This is a genomic window from Thermodesulfovibrio thiophilus DSM 17215 (assembly GCF_000423865.1).
Taxonomy (GTDB): Bacteria; Nitrospirota; Thermodesulfovibrionia; order Thermodesulfovibrionales; family Thermodesulfovibrionaceae; genus Thermodesulfovibrio; species Thermodesulfovibrio thiophilus.
This window is the reverse complement of record NZ_AUIU01000015.1, coordinates 87,220-106,643: the sequence shown is the minus strand read 5'-3', so window position 1 is coordinate 106,643 and position 19,424 is coordinate 87,220. Positions and strand designations below refer to the sequence as shown.

The 19,424-nt window shown below is 35.0% G+C and carries 22 protein-coding genes and 1 rRNA gene; 15 read left to right on the top strand and 8 right to left on the bottom strand.

All coding sequences use genetic code 11. The annotated features are described in order from the left end of the window. From G581_RS0107285 to G581_RS0107260, 6 genes are all read left to right on the top strand, one after another. The gene (locus G581_RS0107285) at window positions 1–1,152 is read left to right on the top strand and encodes a murein hydrolase activator EnvC family protein (protein WP_028845263.1); all 1,152 of its coding nucleotides are present in this window, start codon (window positions 1–3) and stop codon (window positions 1,150–1,152) included. Between the two features lie 21 nt (window positions 1,153–1,173). Continuing rightward, window positions 1,174–2,445: a S41 family peptidase gene (locus tag G581_RS0107280; RefSeq protein ID WP_028845262.1), complete on the top strand. Its 1,272-nt coding sequence runs from the start codon at window positions 1,174–1,176 to the stop codon at window positions 2,443–2,445. 123 nt (window positions 2,446–2,568) lie between these two features. Continuing rightward, on the top strand, window positions 2,569–3,087 hold the full coding sequence (locus G581_RS10955) for a YceD family protein (protein ID WP_051179019.1): 519 nt from the start codon (window positions 2,569–2,571) through the stop codon (window positions 3,085–3,087). Continuing rightward, complete coding sequence (gene rpmF, locus G581_RS0107270) at window positions 3,080–3,259, top strand: 50S ribosomal protein L32 (RefSeq protein WP_028845261.1); 180 nt, start codon at window positions 3,080–3,082, stop codon at window positions 3,257–3,259. The genes G581_RS10955 and rpmF overlap by 8 nt, the downstream gene beginning before the upstream one ends. A gap of 8 nt (window positions 3,260–3,267) precedes the next feature. Further along, window positions 3,268–4,269, top strand: a complete 1,002-nt coding sequence (gene plsX, locus G581_RS0107265) for a phosphate acyltransferase PlsX (protein WP_028845260.1) — start codon at window positions 3,268–3,270, stop codon at window positions 4,267–4,269. Next, on the top strand, window positions 4,269–5,246 hold the full coding sequence (locus G581_RS0107260) for a beta-ketoacyl-ACP synthase III (protein ID WP_028845259.1): 978 nt from the start codon (window positions 4,269–4,271) through the stop codon (window positions 5,244–5,246). The genes plsX and G581_RS0107260 overlap by 1 nt, the downstream gene beginning before the upstream one ends. A 21-nt stretch (window positions 5,247–5,267) precedes the next feature. Here the strand turns inward: G581_RS0107260 and G581_RS11690 are convergent, their stop codons facing one another. From G581_RS11690 to G581_RS0107245, 3 genes are read right to left on the bottom strand one after another with little or no spacing between them, the layout of a single operon-like run. Further along, on the bottom strand, window positions 5,268–6,020 hold the full coding sequence (locus G581_RS11690; protein WP_051179016.1) for a TVP38/TMEM64 family protein: 753 nt from the start codon (window positions 6,018–6,020) through the stop codon (window positions 5,268–5,270). Continuing rightward, window positions 6,007–6,780: a slipin family protein gene (locus tag G581_RS0107250; RefSeq protein WP_028845258.1), complete on the bottom strand. Its 774-nt coding sequence runs from the start codon at window positions 6,778–6,780 to the stop codon at window positions 6,007–6,009. Before G581_RS0107250 ends, G581_RS11690 begins: the two co-directional genes overlap by 14 nt. A gap of 13 nt (window positions 6,781–6,793) precedes the next feature. Continuing rightward, window positions 6,794–8,413, bottom strand: coding sequence for a methyl-accepting chemotaxis protein (locus G581_RS0107245; RefSeq protein ID WP_028845257.1), 1,620 nt, complete (start codon window positions 8,411–8,413; stop codon window positions 6,794–6,796). 178 nt (window positions 8,414–8,591) lie between these two features. Here G581_RS0107245 and G581_RS0107240 point away from each other — a divergent pair, with 178 nt between their 5' ends. Next, a complete protein-coding gene (locus tag G581_RS0107240) occupies window positions 8,592–8,792 on the top strand; it encodes a DUF6485 family protein (protein WP_028845256.1) in 201 nt (66 codons plus the stop codon). Here the strand turns inward: G581_RS0107240 and G581_RS0107235 are convergent. Further along, window positions 8,764–9,639, bottom strand: coding sequence for a metallophosphoesterase family protein (locus G581_RS0107235; protein ID WP_028845255.1), 876 nt, complete (start codon window positions 9,637–9,639; stop codon window positions 8,764–8,766). The genes G581_RS0107240 and G581_RS0107235 overlap by 29 nt on opposite strands. Continuing rightward, window positions 9,617–10,255, bottom strand: coding sequence for a HEAT repeat domain-containing protein (locus G581_RS0107230; RefSeq protein WP_028845254.1), 639 nt, complete (start codon window positions 10,253–10,255; stop codon window positions 9,617–9,619). Before G581_RS0107230 ends, G581_RS0107235 begins: the two co-directional genes overlap by 23 nt. A gap of 56 nt (window positions 10,256–10,311) precedes the next feature. Here G581_RS0107230 and G581_RS10945 point away from each other — a divergent pair, with 56 nt between their 5' ends. After that, window positions 10,312–10,893 carry a class II aldolase/adducin family protein gene (locus G581_RS10945; RefSeq protein WP_051179014.1) on the top strand — a complete coding sequence of 194 codons (582 nt, stop codon included), beginning with the start codon at window positions 10,312–10,314 and terminating at the stop codon, window positions 10,891–10,893. Here G581_RS10945 and rfaD read toward each other — a convergent pair. The 3 genes from rfaD to G581_RS10940 form a co-directional block, all read right to left on the bottom strand. Next, window positions 10,890–11,855 carry an ADP-glyceromanno-heptose 6-epimerase gene (rfaD, locus tag G581_RS0107220; RefSeq protein ID WP_028845253.1) on the bottom strand — a complete coding sequence of 322 codons (966 nt, stop codon included), beginning with the start codon at window positions 11,853–11,855 and terminating at the stop codon, window positions 10,890–10,892. The two genes, G581_RS10945 and rfaD, sit on opposite strands and share 4 nt — an antisense overlap. A gap of 137 nt (window positions 11,856–11,992) precedes the next feature. Further along, window positions 11,993–12,109, bottom strand: a 5S ribosomal RNA gene (gene rrf / locus G581_RS0107215). Between the two features lie 95 nt (window positions 12,110–12,204). Beyond that, on the bottom strand, window positions 12,205–12,570 hold the full coding sequence (locus tag G581_RS10940; RefSeq protein ID WP_051179010.1) for an ArsR/SmtB family transcription factor: 366 nt from the start codon (window positions 12,568–12,570) through the stop codon (window positions 12,205–12,207). A 220-nt stretch (window positions 12,571–12,790) separates the two neighbouring features. Between G581_RS10940 and G581_RS0107205 the strand changes: the two genes are divergently transcribed. The 7 genes from G581_RS0107205 (at window position 12,791) to G581_RS10925 (ending at window position 19,419) form a co-directional block, all read left to right on the top strand. Next, complete coding sequence (locus G581_RS0107205; RefSeq protein WP_028845252.1) at window positions 12,791–12,994, top strand: cold-shock protein; 204 nt, start codon at window positions 12,791–12,793, stop codon at window positions 12,992–12,994. A gap of 48 nt (window positions 12,995–13,042) precedes the next feature. Beyond that, entirely contained in the window at window positions 13,043–13,903 is an 861-nt protein-coding gene (gene lipA, locus G581_RS0107200; RefSeq protein WP_028845251.1) for a lipoyl synthase, read from the top strand. Between the two features lie 128 nt (window positions 13,904–14,031). Further along, window positions 14,032–15,240, top strand: a complete 1,209-nt coding sequence (alaC, locus tag G581_RS0107190; RefSeq protein WP_028845250.1) for an alanine transaminase — start codon at window positions 14,032–14,034, stop codon at window positions 15,238–15,240. A gap of 9 nt (window positions 15,241–15,249) precedes the next feature. Further along, the gene (locus G581_RS0107185) at window positions 15,250–16,530 is read left to right on the top strand and encodes a homoserine dehydrogenase (RefSeq protein WP_028845249.1); all 1,281 of its coding nucleotides are present in this window, start codon (window positions 15,250–15,252) and stop codon (window positions 16,528–16,530) included. Between the two features lie 4 nt (window positions 16,531–16,534). Beyond that, window positions 16,535–17,254: a HesA/MoeB/ThiF family protein gene (locus G581_RS10935; RefSeq protein WP_239639047.1), complete on the top strand. Its 720-nt coding sequence runs from the start codon at window positions 16,535–16,537 to the stop codon at window positions 17,252–17,254. Further along, window positions 17,244–17,630, top strand: coding sequence for a M67 family metallopeptidase (locus G581_RS10930; protein WP_169368416.1), 387 nt, complete (start codon window positions 17,244–17,246; stop codon window positions 17,628–17,630). The genes G581_RS10935 and G581_RS10930 overlap by 11 nt, the downstream gene beginning before the upstream one ends. Window position 17,631: 1 nt before the next feature. Then, window positions 17,632–19,419 (top strand): penicillin-binding protein 1A, encoded by a 1,788-nt coding sequence (locus tag G581_RS10925; protein WP_051179005.1) that lies wholly within the window; start codon window positions 17,632–17,634, stop codon window positions 19,417–19,419. Window positions 19,420–19,424 lie beyond the last annotated feature (5 nt).

Sequence of the window (19,424 nt, the reverse complement as noted above, 5' to 3'; positions counted from 1 at the left end):
ATGTTGAAAAAAATAACAATTGCAATAGGTATGTTTTTTATTATGTTAAGTTCTCTGAGCCAGGCTGCTCCACCCAGAGAGGAGTTAAAACAGATCAAAAAAGAGCTTAATGTTCACAAAAAGAAACTACAGGAAACAAAGAAGATTGAACAGAATGTTATTGAAGATTTAAAAAAAGTTTCAAACGATATTAATATAATAGAAAAAAAAATAAAAAATCATAGAGCAAAAATAAAAAATCTTCAATTAAAAATTGCTGAAACAGAAAAAGGGATAAAAAGTTATAGTAATCAACTTGAAGCAAGGAAAAGTTATCTTTTAAGTAGAATAAAAGCAATGCAAAGAATGCATAATCAACCAGATCCTCTTTTAATCATTTTAATGCAAGAGGATACTACAAAAGCATTTCGCTTAGTAAAAAATACTCAAAAAATTATTAATATTGATAAAAAACTTATAGACCAATATCAAGCAGAGCTCAATAGTTTGATTATGCAACAAACAGAATTGCAGAGGCTTTATGCATCTTTAAAACAGGAGGAACAATCACTCAAAAAAGCAGAGTATGATCAAAAACAGAAACAAAGAGAAAGAGAAATTTTACTAGCTAAAGTAAGACAGAATAAAGCTCTTTATGAGAAAAAAATAGCTGAACTTGAAAACAATGCAAAAAGACTTACCAGACTTATTCAACAAACTGAACAAAAAGAAAAAAAGAAAGGCAAATCTGGTTCTTTACCAGAACGTGGATTTACTCAAAAAAGAGGAACTCTTATATGGCCTGTAAATGGGCAGATTGTTGTTCATTATGGAAGTCAGAAAGATCCCGTGTTTAATGTTCCAATGTTCAGAAGCGGAATTTATATACAAGCTTCTCCTGGCACCAGTGTAAAAGCATCTGCTGAAGGTAAAGTTGTTTATGCAAACTATTTCAAAGGATATGAAAACCTTGTTATAATAAGTCATGGCGATGGATATTACACAGTATATGGAAATCTTGGCTCGGTGAGCGTAAGAGATGGTTCTTATGTGAAAACAGGTCAAGTGGTGGGTACAGTAAGCGAAAAATCAAATATAGATACCACAGCTGTTTATTTTGAAGTAAGATATAGAGGTAAACCACTCAATCCAGAACAGTGGTTAAGAAGATAAAAGGGAGGGAGATACATAACAATGAAGAAAAAAATTACAATTTTTTCATTAATTTTCGTTATCACTGTCATGGGAATAATGATAGGACGATGGTCAGCTGCTCAAAGCACAGATGCGATTTATCAAGATTTACGTAGTTTTACAGAAGTTTTTACCACAATAAAAAAGAACTATGTAGAAGAGGTTAATCCTCAAGAACTTATTCGTTCTGCCATAAAAGGAATGGTAAATTCTCTTGACCCTCATTCTGCTTATTTACCACCCGAGGCTTTTAAAGAATTCCAAACAGAGACCAAAGGAGAATTCGGAGGGATAGGTATTCAGATTGGGATAAAAGATGGAGTACTCACAGTAATTGCTCCAATTGAAGACACTCCTGCATGGAAAGCAGGAATTAAAGCAGGCGATAAAATAATAAAAATTGATGGAACATTAACAAAAGATATGAATATTAATGATGCTGTCTCAAAAATGCGTGGACCAAAAGGGAAAGCTGTCACTCTTACAATCCAGAGAGATGAATGGAAACAACTAAAAGACATAACAATCGTAAGAGATATCATTAAAATCAAAAGTGTTAAATACAGAATGATTGATAAGGAAATAGGATATATAAAATTGGTACAGTTTCAGGAAAGCACAGCTCAGGACCTTGCAGAAGCATTAAAGAGTCTTAAAGATTCAGGAATGCAAAGCCTTATTCTTGATTTAAGAAATAATCCTGGCGGGCTTCTTCAGAGTGCTGTTGATGTTTCTGAGCAGTTTTTACCTCAAAAACATCTTGTTGTATCAATCCAGGGACGAGTTGGTGAAAAAATGCAGTATTATACAGAACAACTGCGACCGTCATACACTGATATTCCGATGATTGTTCTTGTAAATCAGGGTTCTGCTTCAGCATCGGAAATAGTTGCTGGAGCTTTGCAGGACTGGGGAAGAGCATTGATTTTAGGAGTTCAAACATTTGGTAAGGGTTCTGTTCAGAGTCTTATTCCGCTCAGTGATGGTTCAGCATTAAAACTTACAACAGCAAAATACTATACACCAAAAGGAAAAAGTATCCATGCAGTTGGAATAATACCTGACATTGTAGTTAAGCTTGAAAGCAAAAATGGAAAAGAAGTGCCTGTTATCAGGGAGAAGGATCTTGAAGAGCATTTAAAAGGAGAAAAAGTTGAACCGCAGGAAAAAGCACCACAGGAAGTTGATGAAAAAGATGATACTCAGCTACAGAGAGGTGTTGATATTTTAAAAAGCTGGAAAATAATGGAAAAATTGAAAAAAGCAGCATAGACCATACATCGAATTAAAATAGAGTGAATTTCTTATTGTATCCTTAATTGTAAAGGAAGTTTCATTTTCTGTTAAAATATTTTGTTTGGTCTTTAATTAATATTTTATTTTTGAGGTTTTTAAATGAAAATTGAGGTCTTTGACATTCCGTTAGAAGGACTTAATATTGAGCTGGAAGACACTCCAAAGATAGATGGAGTAACAATTACACAGCCTTTTAAGGCAATATTAAGTCTGGACAAAAAAGGGCTAGAAGTATTGGTAAAAGGAATTATTACTGGAGAAGTTGAACTTGAATGTAGCAGATGTTTGAAAGATTATAAAATGCAAATAAAAACTCTTATTGAACTGAATTATCATCCAATAGAAGAATTGAATAGAGAAGAACTGGTTGAACTGAAAAGAGATGAAATGGATGTTGATTTTTATAGGGAAGGACTAATTGATACAGATGATATAATTCGTGACCAGATATTGCTTAATATCCCGATGAAACCTTTATGCTCTGAAGATTGTAAAGGCTTATGTCCAATATGTGGTACAGATTTGAATAAATTTGAGTGTCAATGCGAGGTTAAAGAAATTGATCCAAGAATGGCAGTATTACAATCACTTTTAAGGAGGATGAAAAAATATGGCTAATCCAAGGCATCGTCATACCCCATCTAAAAGAGATAAAAGAAGGGCTAACTGGAAAATAACAGCGCCTAACTTGGTTCTTTGTCATGATTGCAAAGAACCAAAGCTATCTCATAGGGTATGTCCTAATTGCGGCTCTTACAAAGGCAGGAAAATTCTAGAGATTGAAGAGTAAATTAAAAAATGTTACGAATTGCTGTAGATGCAATGGGGGGCGATTTTGCCCCCGATGTTAATGTTCTTGGTGCTTATGAAGTGGCAGTTGATCAGGATGTTGAGATTATTCTTGTAGGTGATGAACAAAAAATAAAGAGTTTTTTAACTGATAAAAAAGAACTAAAAGGCAATATTATCATTTTTCATACAGAAGATACAATTAAAATGGATGAAAATGTATCTTCTGCTATCCGAAGACGAAATACTTCCATGAGAATAGCGGTGCAACTTGTCAGAGATGGTAAAGCTGATGCTGTTATAAGCGCAGGTCATTCTGGTGCAATGATGGCTTTAAGTTATCTTCTGCTTGGCAAACTGCCTGATGTTGAACGTCCTGCGATTGCCGCTGTTATGCCCTGTCTGAAGGGACATTTTATTTTACTTGATGCAGGTGCTAATGTAGACTGCAAACCAGAACATCTTCTCCAGTTTGCATTTATGGGAGATGCGTATCATAAAGCACTATTTGGGACACAATCTCCCAGAATTGCCCTTCTGAGCATTGGCGAAGAGGGTTCAAAGGGAAATGAACTTACAAAAGAAGCTTTCAAGCTACTTCAGGCAACAACTTTAAATTTTACAGGCAATATTGAGGGAAAGGATATATTTTTCGGTTTAGCAGATGTTGTTGTATGTGATGGTTTTATAGGCAATATCGTTTTGAAAGTTGGCGAAGGACTTGCAGATGCTCTGATGAAGATGCTTAAAAGAGAGGTTGCAGATGTAATAACTGGAAAAATTGGTTATATGATGATAAAACCAGCTATAAGAAGTTTCAAAAAAAAGATTGATTATTCAGAATACGGTGGTGCATTATTACTAGGAATTAACGGCACGTCTCTAATATGTCATGGAAGATCTTCAGCTAAGGCAATTAAAAATGCTATACAGGTTGCTGTAAAAATGGCAACCAAACAGATATATAAAAACATCTCTGAAAATTTAAATTATTATACCGGGGGAAATTAATGAATGCCAGAATAGTATCAACAGGCTCTTATGTTCCTGAAAACGTCTTGACAAATCATGATCTTGAAAAAATGGTTGAAACAACAGATGAATGGATTATAGAGAGAACAGGAATAAAAGAAAGACGAATTGCTTCTCTTCATCAGGCAACAAGTGACCTCGCCTATGAAGCTGCAACAAAAGCTTTAAAAAATGCCAATTTAACCGCAGATGACCTTGATTTAATAGTGGTTGCAACTGTAACCCCTGATATGCTAACTCCATCCTGTGGATGTGTTTTACAGATGAAACTCGGAGCAACACATGCGGTGGCTTTTGACATAAATGGAGCATGCACAGGCTTCATTTATGCTCTATCTATTGCTGAAAAATTTATAAGAACAGGAGCATCCCGAAGAGCACTGGTTGTTGGTGCTGAAATACTTTCAAAATTTACAGACTGGACAGACAGAACAACGTGTGTTCTTCTTGCTGATGGAGCTGGAGCTGTTATTCTTGAGCCTTCTGAAAATGATGAAGGTATCAGAATAATAGACATTTTCTCGGATGGAACAATGTGGGATTTTATTCATATGCCTGCAGGAGGATCAAAGCTTCCTGTTACTGAAGACGCAATAAAACAAAGACTTAATTTTATAAAAATGAAAGGTAATGAGACATTCAAAGTGGCAGTTAAAACACTTGAAGAAATTGTTGAAACCACACTCAAGAAAGGCGGAATAACTTCTTCCCAATTGGGTCTTTTAATTCCACATCAGGCAAATATAAGGATTATTCAGGCAATGGCAAAAAGGCTTGAGTTGTCAATGGAAAAGGTGAAGATTAATATTCAAAAATATGGAAATACTTCATCTGCGTCAATACCAATTGCTCTGGATGAAGCTGTCAGAGAAGGCAGACTAAAACAGGGTGACTATGTGATGCTTGCAGCATTCGGTGCAGGACTTACATGGGGGAGTGCTTTAATTAAGTGGTAAAACAGCGATAGAACCTTATTTTCATTTTTTATTCTGAGCAGAAGACTGTGAGTCTTTTTTTTTGCTGTCCTTGATTTTTTTATATCTACTTATATGCCATTTTCTTAAGAGTCGTTCAATTTTATTCTTAAATAGCCATACTGTTGCCATTACAATAATTGCAATGCCTGTGAGAGTAATAAAGTTTTTATACTCATGATGTCTCAGATAACTTCCTCCAAGTGAAAGCAAAACTGTGCCCAAAAGTCTTCCAACTCCTGCAATTACTGTGAATTCTATAAGAGAAAGCCTGCTCAACCCTAGAAAATAGCTTAGATAATCTTTTGGAAATCCAGGGATTAAAAACAGAAAAAATACTAAAAAAGCACCTTTATGATGCAAAAGATAATCAAATTTATTAAGAACCACCGGATCAGCAACTTTCTCAACAAAAGGTCTGCCAAATACTCTGCCAAGAATAAAGGCAAGCATTGAACCAATGGTAAGTCCTATAGTTGATAAAATAATGCCACCAACTGTTCCATATAGATAACCACCAAGTAATCCTGTAACTTCACCTGGAATTGGAGCAGCAATTACCTGAAAAGCCTGAAGAAGTACAAAACCAACTATGCCTGCAGGACCAAGTGATTGAATAAAATTTTTAAGTTTTTCTTCATTAAGAAAAAATTCAATAATACCCAATTCGTAGGAGACAAAAACAATTAAAGCAATAAGCACTGCCAGAGCAAAAACTCTGAACAGTGCTTTAAAAGCTGGTTTATTTTTTACCACCAGATAATTTCTCCAGAAATGGTGTTATTAAATCAATTGGAAGAGGGAAAAGAATTGTTGAATTTTTCTCAGAAGCAATTTCTTTCAGAGTCTGAAGATATCTCAATTGGATGGCTGCTGGTTCAGAAGAAATAATTCTCGCTGCTTCTGTAAGTTTTTCAGCTGCCTGAAGTTCTCCTTCTGCATGAATGATTTTTGCTCTACGTTCTCTTTCAGCTTCTGCCTGCCTTGCCATTGCTCTCAGCATTTCCTGTGGCAGGTCAACATTCTTAACCTCCACTGCTGTTACCTTAATTCCCCATGGTTCTGTCTGGGAGTCAATAACCTTTTGAAGTTCTGCATTAATCTGGTCACGATTTGTCAATAAATCCTGAAGTTCGCTCTGTCCAAGAATGCTTCTGAGAGTTGTCTGAGCAATCTGACTTGTTGCATAGTAAAAGTCTTCAACCGCTGTAATAGCTTTAATGGGATCAACCGGCTTAAAATATACAACAGCATTAACCTTAACAGAGACATTATCTTTTGTAATAATATCCTGCGCAGGAACATCCATTGTTACAATTCTCAAGCTTATTTTAACCAGCTTATCAATAACAGGCCATATAAGGATAAGCCCCGGGCCCTTAACCGGGATTATTCTACCAAGCCTGAATACAACACCTCTTTCATATTCTTTAAGAATTTTAATTGCACTGCTCAGAATATAAATTGCTAAAAAAATTACTACTATGAACGTTAACAAAGATGTTTCAATAAACATAGCTCCTCCACGTTTAAACTTTGAATCTGCCTATGGCAGCATTTAACTCTCCACCCAATCTTGCAATGTCCGATGCTGTCTGAGCTGACTGATCCACTGCTACTGAGATTTCTTTTGAACCCTCTGCTATACCTCCTATATCCTGTGTTATATGGTCTGTCACTGATGACATCTCCTCTGTTGCACTGGCTATCTGTTGTATCATGCTTTGCAGTTCCTGCGCTTTGTTGAGTATCTGTGTGAGTGTATTTGCTGCTTTCTCTGACAGTTCTACTCCACTTGCCACTTTCTTTGTTGCATCTTCCATTGACTGTTCAGCAACATTTACCTCTGTCTGTATCCTTGTTATCATATCCGCTATCTCATCTGTTGCTTTTGCCGTTCTCTCCGCAAGTTTCCTCACTTCATCTGCTACTACTGCAAAGCCTCTACCTTGCTCTCCTGCCCTTGCTGCCTCTATCGCTGCATTTAATGCAAGTAGATTTGTCTGATCTGCTATGTCTTTTATCACTGTCACTATCTCTCCTATTTGACGTGAACGCTCTCCAAGATCATTCACTATACCGGATAGTTTATTTACTGAGTCTTCTATTATTTTTATCTCTTCTGCTGTGTTTATGGTCATATCTTTTCCTTCTTTTGCTACATTCGCTGTGGTAACACTTACTTCTGCTATGTTTGATGCATTCTTTGCTATATCAACAACTGTCTGAGACATCTCTTCTGCTGCTGATGCTATCTGACTGGCTCTCTCTGTCTGGGATTTTAGATTCCTCGATATCTCTTCTGTTGTGGCACTTAGCTGCTCTGATGATGATGCAAGAGAACTTGATATTGTCTTTGATTGTCCAATTAGATTTTTAATGCTTACAATTGCCTGTGTTAATGAATTTGAAATCACTCCTATCTCATCTTTGCTTTCAGCTTTTATCTCAACTGTCAGATCTCCCTGACCTATTCTTTCAAGTGCGTCTTTTAGCTCAGCAACTGGTTTACTAATGGAACGAGAGATAAGTGTGGCAGAGAAAACTCCAAAAATTAAACCTGAAACTGTCAGTATAACAACTGTTACTGTCTCTTTTTTTATAACATTATTCATTTCATTCAGACTTGCATTTAATCCTTTTCTCTGAAAAATAACTTCTTCATCAAGAGTCTTTTCTAGTTTCACAATTCTTGGATTCACTTCTTTATAATACAGAGCTATTGCCTCCTGTTTTTTCCCAGCCATTACAAGTTCAATTACTTGATTGTTGTAATGTGCTGCATCTTTCAATGCTTCTTCTATATTTTGTAAAAGTGTCATTCCTTCTTTCGTATATGTTATCTTCTTTATTGCTTCGATTAGTTCTTTATATTTGGCTCTGTTTTCTTCAATTGATTTTTTAGCCTCTTCTTTCTTTTTCATATCATCAATAATTAACATATCCCTCACTGAAGAAAAAATTGCTATCGCAGCCCGTCTTATTCCAACTGAATTGTTTACTTTGTCAATTCTTTCATCAATATCTGTAGCATTCTTTTTGATAATACCCAGTTGTATGATTGTCACACCACCAAAAATTAAGAGAAGAAAAATTAATACTCCAAAACCTATGCCAAGTTTTTTACCAATTGTGAGATTTTTAAACACCCTCAACCCCCTCCTTGTTTTAACTTTTAATGTTGAAATTCAGACATTAGTTGCTAAATTATAGCACATTTTTTCAATGAACAAAACAAAATATCTTTTATTTGCGGATTAATTTCAATAATGACTAGCACGATACAGATAAAGTAAAATATAAAATAACTAAAAGTGGAGGAGTATTATGGAATGCAAGATTGAACGAAACAGAAAAATATGTACATGTAGTTATGAAGGCTGTGAAAGAAATGGCATATGTTGCGATTGTATTGCCTATCACAGGAAAAGACGAGAACTTCCTGCATGTTACTTTACACCAGAGGTCGAGGCTACATATGACAGAAGTATTGAAAGATTCATAGCAATGTATCAAAAGAAGGGCTGATTTCTTCTAAAATAACACCGGCTGCGTCATTGATTTTTTTTGCTAAATCAACTCTTGCTATTTTTATACCGGCAATTGACGAATATCTTCGGCAGGTAAATACTGTTATACATCTGTTTGAATAAATAGATTTACCCGCAACATTGTAATCATGTCCTCTTATAAAGCAGGATGCATTATAAGTTTTTAAAAAATGAATAAGCTGATCTTCTGTGAATTTGGGAATTCCAAATCCTCGAAACATAGGAGATATATCAGCATCAGACCATAGTATATCTATAATTAAATCCTGTCTTGATTTATCATTAATCTCCTGCCCATGAAGAGGAAATCCTGCATGGGATGCTATAACTCCATTGGTTGTTTTTATCATCAATGGCATTTCTTTAAAAAGAGATACAGCAGCGCGGTGAATTTTTATTCCAAAATTTCCAAATATTTCTATAAGTTCTCGGTCAAACGCGTAGGGATAACAAAAAACTGAATAGTGAGCTTCATGGTTACCCTTTAAAAGAAAAACTCTATCAGGAATGTTTATTTTAAGCAAGCATAAATAAAGAAGATTATAAAGAGAACCTTCAGGTTCAGGCTCTCTGTCAATATAATCTCCGAGAAATATCAGATATTGTTCAGTTTTATTGGTGAGAAACTTTTTTATAATATATTTTGTGGTTGAAAAATCTCCATGTGTATCTCCTGCAAAAACTGCTTCACCTTCAAAATAGTTAAGTTTCACATATGGAGGCTCTTGTTTAAGAATTTCTGTTGTTGCTTCAAAGACTTCAATAATTCCATCTGGATCCAATTTTTCTAACAAATCTGGATTATATAGAGCCTCCAAGAGCATTTATTAACTCCCTGTTATTTGTCTCAGATGCTATCTGGATTATAAAGTTTTTTGCCTCTGGTGTATCTATCTCTTTTAATGCATTAACAATGGCTATTTTCACTGCCATACTTTTTTCGGATAAGAAAGCCTCTTTCAGATACTTTATAGACTCAGGCATCCTGAGCTTTCCAAGGGACCGAGCTGCGGCTTCTCGAACTAGCAGTTCAGGGTCTTTTAAACCCTCTTTCAGAACTTCAATTAATCTCATTTCTGGTTTAAAATTTCCCAGTGCATCTGCTAAATAAGATTTTAAAGCAGGACAGTCACGATGAAAGAAATAATCCTGAAACCTGTCTAATAAAGCTTTCTTAGCCTGAGGAGTTCCAATACTTCCAAGAAGTTTTATTGCTCTGAGTCTATATCGCCAGTGATATTTTCCAGTATCTGTAAAGTTTATAACAGTGGATACCATATCAGGATTTTTAAATTTTTCTATAAAAGCAGGATCAGATACCTTTTCGCTCCATTGAGGAGTATCCAATTCGTTAAATAGATCATCCATTGTATAGGCATACACAAGATTAAGAGGAAAAAGAATTAATAATAAAAAAACCATTTTTAAAAAGCTTCTCATAAAATCCTCCAGAAGTAATAAATGAAATTAATTATATTTGTTTATAATATAAAATTATGAAATGGAAAAAAGAAAGAGAAGAAATAGTAAAATATACAAAACAAATCTATAAAAAAGGCTTTGTTACAGCACACAGCGGTAATATAAGTCTGAGAGTGGGAGATAAACTTATTTTAATTACTCCAAGTTCCAAATCCTACGAAAAACTTAAATCCTCTGATATTGTTGAGATTAATTTTGAAGGGAATATAATAGATGGACATAAAATGCCTTCGTCTGAATATAAACTTCATGTTGAAATTTACAAATCAAGAAAAGATGTAAATGCAGTAATTCATACACATTCAATTTTTGCCTGTACAATGGCAGCTTTAAATCTATCTCTTCCTGTTATTCTTGATGAACAAAAAGAGTTTCTTGGAGGAGAAATCAGTGTTGCAAATTATGCTCCTTCAGGTACTGATGATCTTGCAATTGAATCTGTCAAAGCATTGGCAGATAAAAAAGCTGTTTTTTTATCAAAGCATGGCGCAGTTACAGTTGGCCAAAATATCAATGAAGCATTTTATACATCTGCACTTCTTGAAAAACTCTGCCAGATTTATCTGTTCATAGTTTTAACTCAGAAACAGATTTAGCATTTTTCAAGATAGTTTAATATGTAATCTCTTACCGCATCTTCAAGAGAAAATGTTGGGTTATTATAACCTGCTGATTTCAGCTTGGTCATTTCAGCTTTTGTAAAATATTGATATTTATTTTTGATTTCTTCAGGCATATCAATATATTCAATTTCAGGCTGCATCCTAAGAGCAGAAAAAACAGCATTTGCCAGATCATTCCATGAACGTGCAATTCCTGTTCCAACATTAAAAATTCCATTTAATTCCGTTTTTTCAAGAAAAAATATAGTCATTTCAACAGCATCTTTAACATAAATAAAATCCCTCAATTGTTCGCCATCTTTATATAGAGTGTTATAGGATTTAAAGAGTTTTATTTTCTTGTCTTTTTTTATCTGCTCGTAGGCTTTAAGAACCATACTTCTCATTTCACCTTTATGCCATTCTCCTGGACCGTAAACATTAAAATATTTTAACCCAACTATTTTATCAAGAAATCCATTTTTTAATGCCCATAAATCAAATATCTGCTTGGAGTATCCATAGGCATTTAAAGGCCTTAACAGAGGAATAAGAGCGTGCTCGTCAGAGAAACCCCGCGATCCATCACCATAGGTTGCTGCACTTGATGCATATATAAATCTGACATTATTTGCAAGGCAGTATTTCGCCAGCTCCTTTGTATAGTTATAGTTGTTTTCCATTAGAAATTCCACATTTTTTTCAGTTGTACTGCTTCTTGCACCAAGATGCATTATTGCTCGGAATGCCCTGGTAAAAGTTTCATTTTTTATCATTTCAATAAATTTAGTTTTGTGAACGTAATCTTCAAAGGAAAGTTCGACTAAGTTTTTCCATTTTTCAGATGAATTTAAATTATCAACCACAATAATTTTTTCTTCTCCACGTTCATTGAGCCTTTTTATAACATTCGCCCCGATAAACCCAGCTCCACCTGTAACAACTATATAGCTCAATTTAACCTCCGAAATATATTAGTTTTTTATTTTACCATATGACAATAAATAAAACCTGTTTGACTTATTTATAACAAAGGCTTTAAAAATTTTTTTGGAATGAATTTGAAAAAGATAGATTGAGCAATAAAAAAAAAGCCTGGCAGCGACCTACTTTCCCATGACCTCACGGTCATAGTATCATCGGCCCTGGCGAGCTTAACTTCCGTGTTCGGTATGGGAACGGGTGTTTCCCCGCCGGTATAGCCACCAGACAATTTAATATTAGCATAAGTTTCTAGAAAAATGCAAGACAAAATTCAATTAAATATAAAAATTAGAAAAATCAATGAATTCGCTCTTTAGTTTATTATATATTTTTATCTTTTTGGAGTTTAAACAGTAAACGAGGGTCCTCATTTTCCTTGAATCTGTTTAAATTCCTAAGTTCATTGATAATTTTTTCATCAGGAATTTTTTCTAAAACTGAAAAAATCAAAAATCTCTTGAATAAATCCGCGTCATCAAGGCTATAAATGATCCATTTCCCTTCTCTTCTCATTTTTACAAGTCCGGCATCTTTAAGCACTGAAAGATGAAAAGAAACCTTCGGCTGTATCATATTTAAAGCTGCCACAATCTCACATACACAAAGTTCGCCCTTTTCAAGGAGCTTAATAACTTTAAGACGGGTTTCATCAGATAATGCCTTAAAAATTTTTGCCAATTTTTCCATAAGATAAGAATAAAAAAATTTTTATATGTCTGTCAATCCGAAAACCCTAATTTTTATTTTAAAAACACCATACGCTGATAATTTTTGTGTATATTAATTTTTTCTAAAAAAATCCTTTACTTTTTTAAAGTGACCATGTTATAAAAGATTAGCTGTGCATTTTGCAGAGTTTTTAGTACCTGCTATTAGACAGGGAGAGAAAAAGGAGGTTTTAAGAAGTATGACTTTTGAAGGACGTGTTAAGTGGTTTAATGAGTCGAAGGGATTTGGGTTTATTCAGCAGGATGGCGGACAGGATGTCTTTGTCCATTACACTTCAATTAAAAGTGATGGATTTAAGACTCTAAAACAAGGCGACAGAGTTAAATTTGACGTTGTTGAGGGAGACCGCGGACCTAAAGCAGTTAATGTAGAAAAAATCTGACAACCTGAGGGGAGCGTCTTGCTCCCCTTTTCATAAACCTTCCATCAAATGCCTCTTCCAGAATGGGTAAAAACCCAATTAAAAGGAATAAAAACAACCCAAAAATATTTTAAACATCGCAATATTAATACTGTATGTGAAACATTAAGATGCCCAAACAGAACTGTCTGTTATAAGGAACCAGCAGCAACATTTATGATTCTTGGGAATATCTGTACGAGAGGATGCAGTTTTTGCAACGCAGAAAAAGGCAATCCTGCTTTTCCAGATAATAAAGAGCCTGAAAAAATTGCTCATGCAGTAAATGATCTTTTATTAAAATATGTTGTCATAACATCTCCTACAAGAGACGACCTTGTTGATGGAGGTGCAGAACATTTTGCAAGCACAATAATGGAAATTAAAAAGCTCAATGATAATGTTCTGATTGAGGTTCTTGTACCAGATTTTCAAGGAAATAAAAGTTCTATTGAAAAAGTTGTTAATTCATGCATATCTGTTTTCGCTCATAATATAGAAACAGTACGGAAGCTTTACGGCTATGTAAGGAAAGCTGATTACTGTCGTTCATTAAAAGTTCTTGAATCTGCAAAAAAGATTAATTCTGAAATTATTACCAAATCAGGATTTATGTTAGGACTTGGAGAAACTATTGAAGAAGTACTACAGACTTTGCAGGATTTAAATAATGCTGGATGCGATATAGTTACAATAGGACAGTATCTGCAACCATCAAAAAGAGCATTACCTGTGGTAGAATATATAAAGTTAGAAGTATTTGAAGAGATTGCAGAGTTTGCTTTTAAAACAGGATTTAAAATAGTGTTGAGTGGACCTCTTGTTAGAAGCTCTACAAGAGCATATGAAATATATTCAGCGCTGAAAGATGGAAAATATGGAAAATTTTGATTTTTTTCAATCCCACAAAAATAGTTTTCGGTAAAGGGAAAGAAAATAAAATTGGTGGTATTATTAAAAAATATATTGACAGAAATGTTAAAAAATGCAAATGATTAAATAAAAACTGGAGGGGAAAAATGTTTGATTTTCCAAGAATAAAAAGACTGCCTCCCTATGTATTTGCTGTTGTGAATCAACTGAAAATGGAGTTAAGACGAAAAGGTGAAGATATTATAGATCTCGGCATGGGGAATCCTGATTTAGCTACACCAAAACATATAGTTGATAAACTCTGCGAGGCGGCAAAACTTGCAAAAAATCACAGATACTCAGCCAGCAGAGGGATTACTCAACTAAGATGTGCAATTTCTGAGTGGTATAAGAGAAGATTTGATGTCGACATAGACCCTGAAACTGAAGCTGTTGTTACAATCGGTTCTAAAGAGGGATTGAGTCATTTATTGCTTGCGGCAATACAACCAGGTGATGTTGTGCTTACTCCCTCTCCTGCATATCCAATTCACCCCTATGGTGCAATTATTGCGGGCGGAGATATTAGAACATTTAATATATGCCCGTGTACGGACTTTTTTTATGAGTTGGAACAGGTATATAAAAACTCATGGCCCAGACCAAAAATTTTAATAATTAACTTTCCACACAATCCGACAACAGCGGTAGTTGAAAATCTTGACTTCTTTAGAAAAGTTGTTGATTTTGCAAAGGAAAACAATATTATGGTTATTCATGACCTTGCATATGCTGATCTTGTTTTTGATGATTACAAAGCGCCAAGCTTTCTACAGGTTCCAGGAGCAAAGGATGTTGGAGTTGAGTTTTTCTCCATGACAAAGAGCTACTCAATGGCTGGCTGGAGAGTCGGCTTCTGCGTTGGAAATAAAGAGATTGTTGGAGCGCTAACAAAGATAAAAAGCTATCTTGATTATGGCATGTTTCAACCAATTCAGATTGCATCAATTGTTGCATTGAGAGGTCCTCAGGATTGTGTTGAAGAAATGAGAAAAACCTATGAACGAAGAAGAGATGTGCTCATCAGAGGACTTAATCAGGCTGGTTGGAAGATTGAACCCCCAAAAGCAACTATGTTTGTATGGGCAGAGATTCCAGAACCATTTAAAAAAATGGGATCACTTGAATTTTCAAAGTTTTTGATAAATGAAGCAAAGGTTGCGGTTTCTCCTGGAATTGGATTTGGCGAAGGTGGAGAAGGCTTTGTAAGAATTGCTCTTGTTGAAAATGAGCATAGAATCAGACAGGCAGTTAAGGGAATTAAAAAAGCACTAAATCTTGTACCTTCAGTAAAAAAAATAAGAAAAGTTAGTTAAAGGTAAAATATGAAACAGGTCAGAATTGGAATAATTGGATTTGGAACAGTTGGAACAGGAACAATAAAAATCCTTCTCAATCAGAGAGAGCTTATAAAAAAAAGAACAGGTATAGACCTGATTTTAAAAAAAGTTGCTGATAAAGACATTGAAAAACCAAGAGAGATAACTCTTTCAAAAGAAATTCTAACAACAGACGCAATGGAACTTATTAAAAATCCTGAGATCGATATAGTTGTCGAGCTTATTGGAGGAATTCATCCGGCAAAAGATTTTATCATTGAAGCATTCAGAAATGGCAAACATGTTGTTACAGCTAACAAGGCGCTTTTAGCGGAGGAAGGTAATGATATATTTCTGGAAGCCAGACAGAAAGGTGTCAAGCTTGGCTTTGAAGCTTCTGTAGGTGGAGGAATACCAATAATTAAAGTGATGAGAGAAGGTCTTGTTGCAAATAAAATGCTTGCAATTTATGGAATAATAAATGGCACAACAAACTATATTTTTACAAAAATGACCGATGAAAAAATAGATTTTCAGGATGCTCTCAGACAGGCTCAGGATCTTGGGTATGCAGAAGCTGATCCAACGCTTGATATTGAAGGGATAGACTCAGCTCATAAGCTTACAATTTTAGCCTCCCTTGCCTATGGAATTCCATTGAGTTTCAATAAAGTCTATTGCGAGGGTATAACTAAAATAACTGCTCAGGATATAGCCTTTGCAGGAGAGTTTGGTTACAAAATCAAGCTTCTTGCAATAACCAAAATTCTCGATGGAGAGATTGAACTCAGAGTTCATCCAACAATGATTCCAGATAACTATTTAATCTCAAAAGTTGATGGCGTTTTCAATGCCATATATGTTGAAGGTGATAGTGTTGGACCAACTCTTTACTATGGAAGAGGAGCTGGCAGTATGCCAACAGGTTCAGCGGTTGTGGCAGATATAGTTGATATTGCAAAGGGTTCTGAAACTTTACCTTTTGATTTTTCAGAGAAGTATAATATTAAACCAGTTCAAGAAATCGAAAGCAGATATTATTTCAGGTTTACAGCTCTTGACAGTCCTGGAGTGCTTTCAAAAATTTCAGGAGTTTTTGGACGACACAATATAAGTATTGCATCAGTTATTCAAAAAGGGCGGTCAAAAGCTGGTGCTGTTCCTCTTGTGATTTTAACTCATAAAGCCAGAGAAAATGATGTGCTGGATGCAGTTGATAAAATAGACAAATTACCTGTTGTTGCAGGGAAAAGTGTATTTATAAGAGTTGAGGGAGAGGAATACTAATTTTTTGAGATATCAAAGACATATTATACTTCCTCAGATTGGTCTTGAAGGTCAGGAAAAATTAAAAAATTCAAAGGTTTTAATTGTAGGTGCAGGCGGTCTTGGAAGTGCTGTTTCTTATTATCTTACAGCGTCAGGGGTTGGCCACATTGGTATAGTTGATCCTGACACAGTTGAAATAAGTAATCTTCAAAGACAAATTCTTCATAATGAAGAGCGGATTGGAATGCCAAAGGCTATATCAGCCATGATAAGCCTTAAAAAACTTAACAGTGAAGTGGAAGTACTTCCATATCCAGATGAGATTAATTATAAAAATGCTCCAGATATAATCAAATTATATGACCTTGTTGTTGCCTGCCCTGATAATTTCAGTACCAGACTTATCTTAAATGACATCTGTTTAAAACTGCTTAAACCATTGGTGATGGGAGCTGTCGCAAAATTCGAAGGACATGTTTTTGATATAATACCCCCCTATGGCCCATGCTATAGATGCATATTTAATGAGGCAAAAGATGATATAGGGCAGGAGGGTATTCTATCTCCTGTTGCCGGTGTAATCGGAGCTCTTCAGGCTGTTGAGTCAATCAAGCTCTTGCTTAAAATAGGTAAGCCAATTCATGAAAGAATGATCATTTATGATGCTTTAAAGGGATTTTTCAGGGAAGTGAAATTTGTAAAAAATCCAGCCTGTGAAATATGTCAAAAAAATGAAGATTAAAAAAGAAACCTATAATGAAATGATAGAGCATTGCAGAAATTGTTTACCATATGAGGCATGTGGAATTCTTGCGGGCAAGGACAATCTGGCCAGTATTATTTATAAGATAAAAAATGTTGAAATCTCGTCCATCAGTTACTTTATGGAACCAACTGAACAACTTAAGGCAATGAAAGATATAAGAAATAAGGGAATGGACATGATGGCTATATTTCACAGTCATCCTTATGGTTATGCCTATCCATCTCACAAGGACATAGAGCTTGTTTTTTATGATGTTTACTATTTGATAGTTGCTTTTGAACCAGAGTTTGAAGTGAAATGTTTTAAGATAGAAAATAGAAATATTAACGAAAAAAAGTTAATTATCAAGTGATATGAAAATAAAAATAATTCACATTTTATTATTTAGTTCTCTTTTTTTTATCGGTGTTATTGGTGGTTATATATACTGGCTTTTTTCAGATCTGCCCGATATAAAAGCATTGGAGGGATACAGACCAAGTGAATCTTCCATTGTATATTCATCTGATGGTCAGGTTCTTACAGAGTTTTTCTATGAAAGAAGAACATTTGTTCCCTATTATGAAATACCTGATATTATTAAACAAGCATTTATTGCTGCAGAGGATGTGAGATTTTACAAACATCCTGGCGTTGATGTTATTGGAATCTTGCGTGCCCTTTATAGAGATATAAAATCACGAAGCATTGTCGAAGGTGGAAGCACAATTACACAGCAGCTTGCAAAAATGCTTTTCCTTAATCCTGAACGAAGCATAACGAGAAAATTAAAAGAAGCATTGCTTTCAATGCAGATTGAGAAAAAGTATACAAAGGATGAAATACTCGGACTTTATCTGAATCAGGCTTACTTTGGTAACAGAGCATATGGAATAGCAGCTGCTGCTGAAACTTATTTCGGAAAATCCTTTAAAGAGCTTAAAATATCAGAAATTGCCCTTCTTGCATCCCTGCCAAAAGCTCCATCAGCTTATAATCCTTTTAAAAAACCTGATATAGTATTAAAACGAAGAAACATAATTTTACGAAAAATGCTTGAAGAGGGATTTATTACAAAGGAACAATACAATGAATCACTGAAAGAACCTCTGCCAGAACATCCTCACTGGAGAAAGTTCGAAGCTCCATATTTTGTTGAGGTGTTGAGGCAGGAACTTGAATCAAAATATGGAGACAGGCTTTACAAAGATGGATTAAGAATTTATGCAACAATTGATTATAACCTTCAAAAGAAAGCAGAGGAAGCTGTAACCAAAGGACTTGCTGAAATTCATAAAAGGACAAAACCTCAGGTTCAGGCAGCGTTAATTGCAATGGAACTTAAAACCGGTTATGTGAAAGCCCTTGTTGGAGGGAATGACTTCTGGGAAACTCAGTATAACAGAGTTTTTTCTCTGCGTCAGCCTGGTAGTGCTTTTAAGCCTTTTGTTTACGCTGTTGCTCTTATGGAGGGCTACAGCCCTGATGATTTAATTCTTGATACACCTGTGTCTTTTCCAGGGGCCACAGCTAATAAAATATGGAGTCCTAGAAACTATAATAACGAATACTATGGAGAAGTTTCACTTCGCACAGCAATTGCTCGTTCTCTGAATGCTGCAACTGTGAGACTTGCCTCTCAGGTGGGAATAAAAAAAGTGGTTGAATTTGCTGAACAATGCGGACTCAGCACAAAAATTTACCCATATCTTTCAACTGCGCTCGGAGCTTCTGATATAAAACCAATAGAACTCACCCAGTCTTATTCAGTTTTTGCAACAGGAAAAAAAATAAAACCAATTTTTTATGAAAAAATTATAGATCACAATGGTGTTGTAATCGAAGAAAACAAGCCAGAAGCTGAAACTATTCTGTCTGAAGAAATTGTTGAATCAATGCGTGAATTATTAAGGGAAGTTGTTTTATCAGGAACAGCACAAAGGGCAAAAGAACTGGATAGAGAAATCTATGGAAAAACAGGAACAACCAATGATTTTTCAGATGCATGGTTTGTTGGTTTTGACAATGACTTACTTGTGAGTGTATGGGTTGGAAGAGATAATCATAAACCAATTGGTCCAAAAGAAGCTGGATCACGGACTGCACTTCCCATATGGATTGATTTTATGAAAGACGTGTATCCTCCTGAAGTTCTGAAGTAGTAATG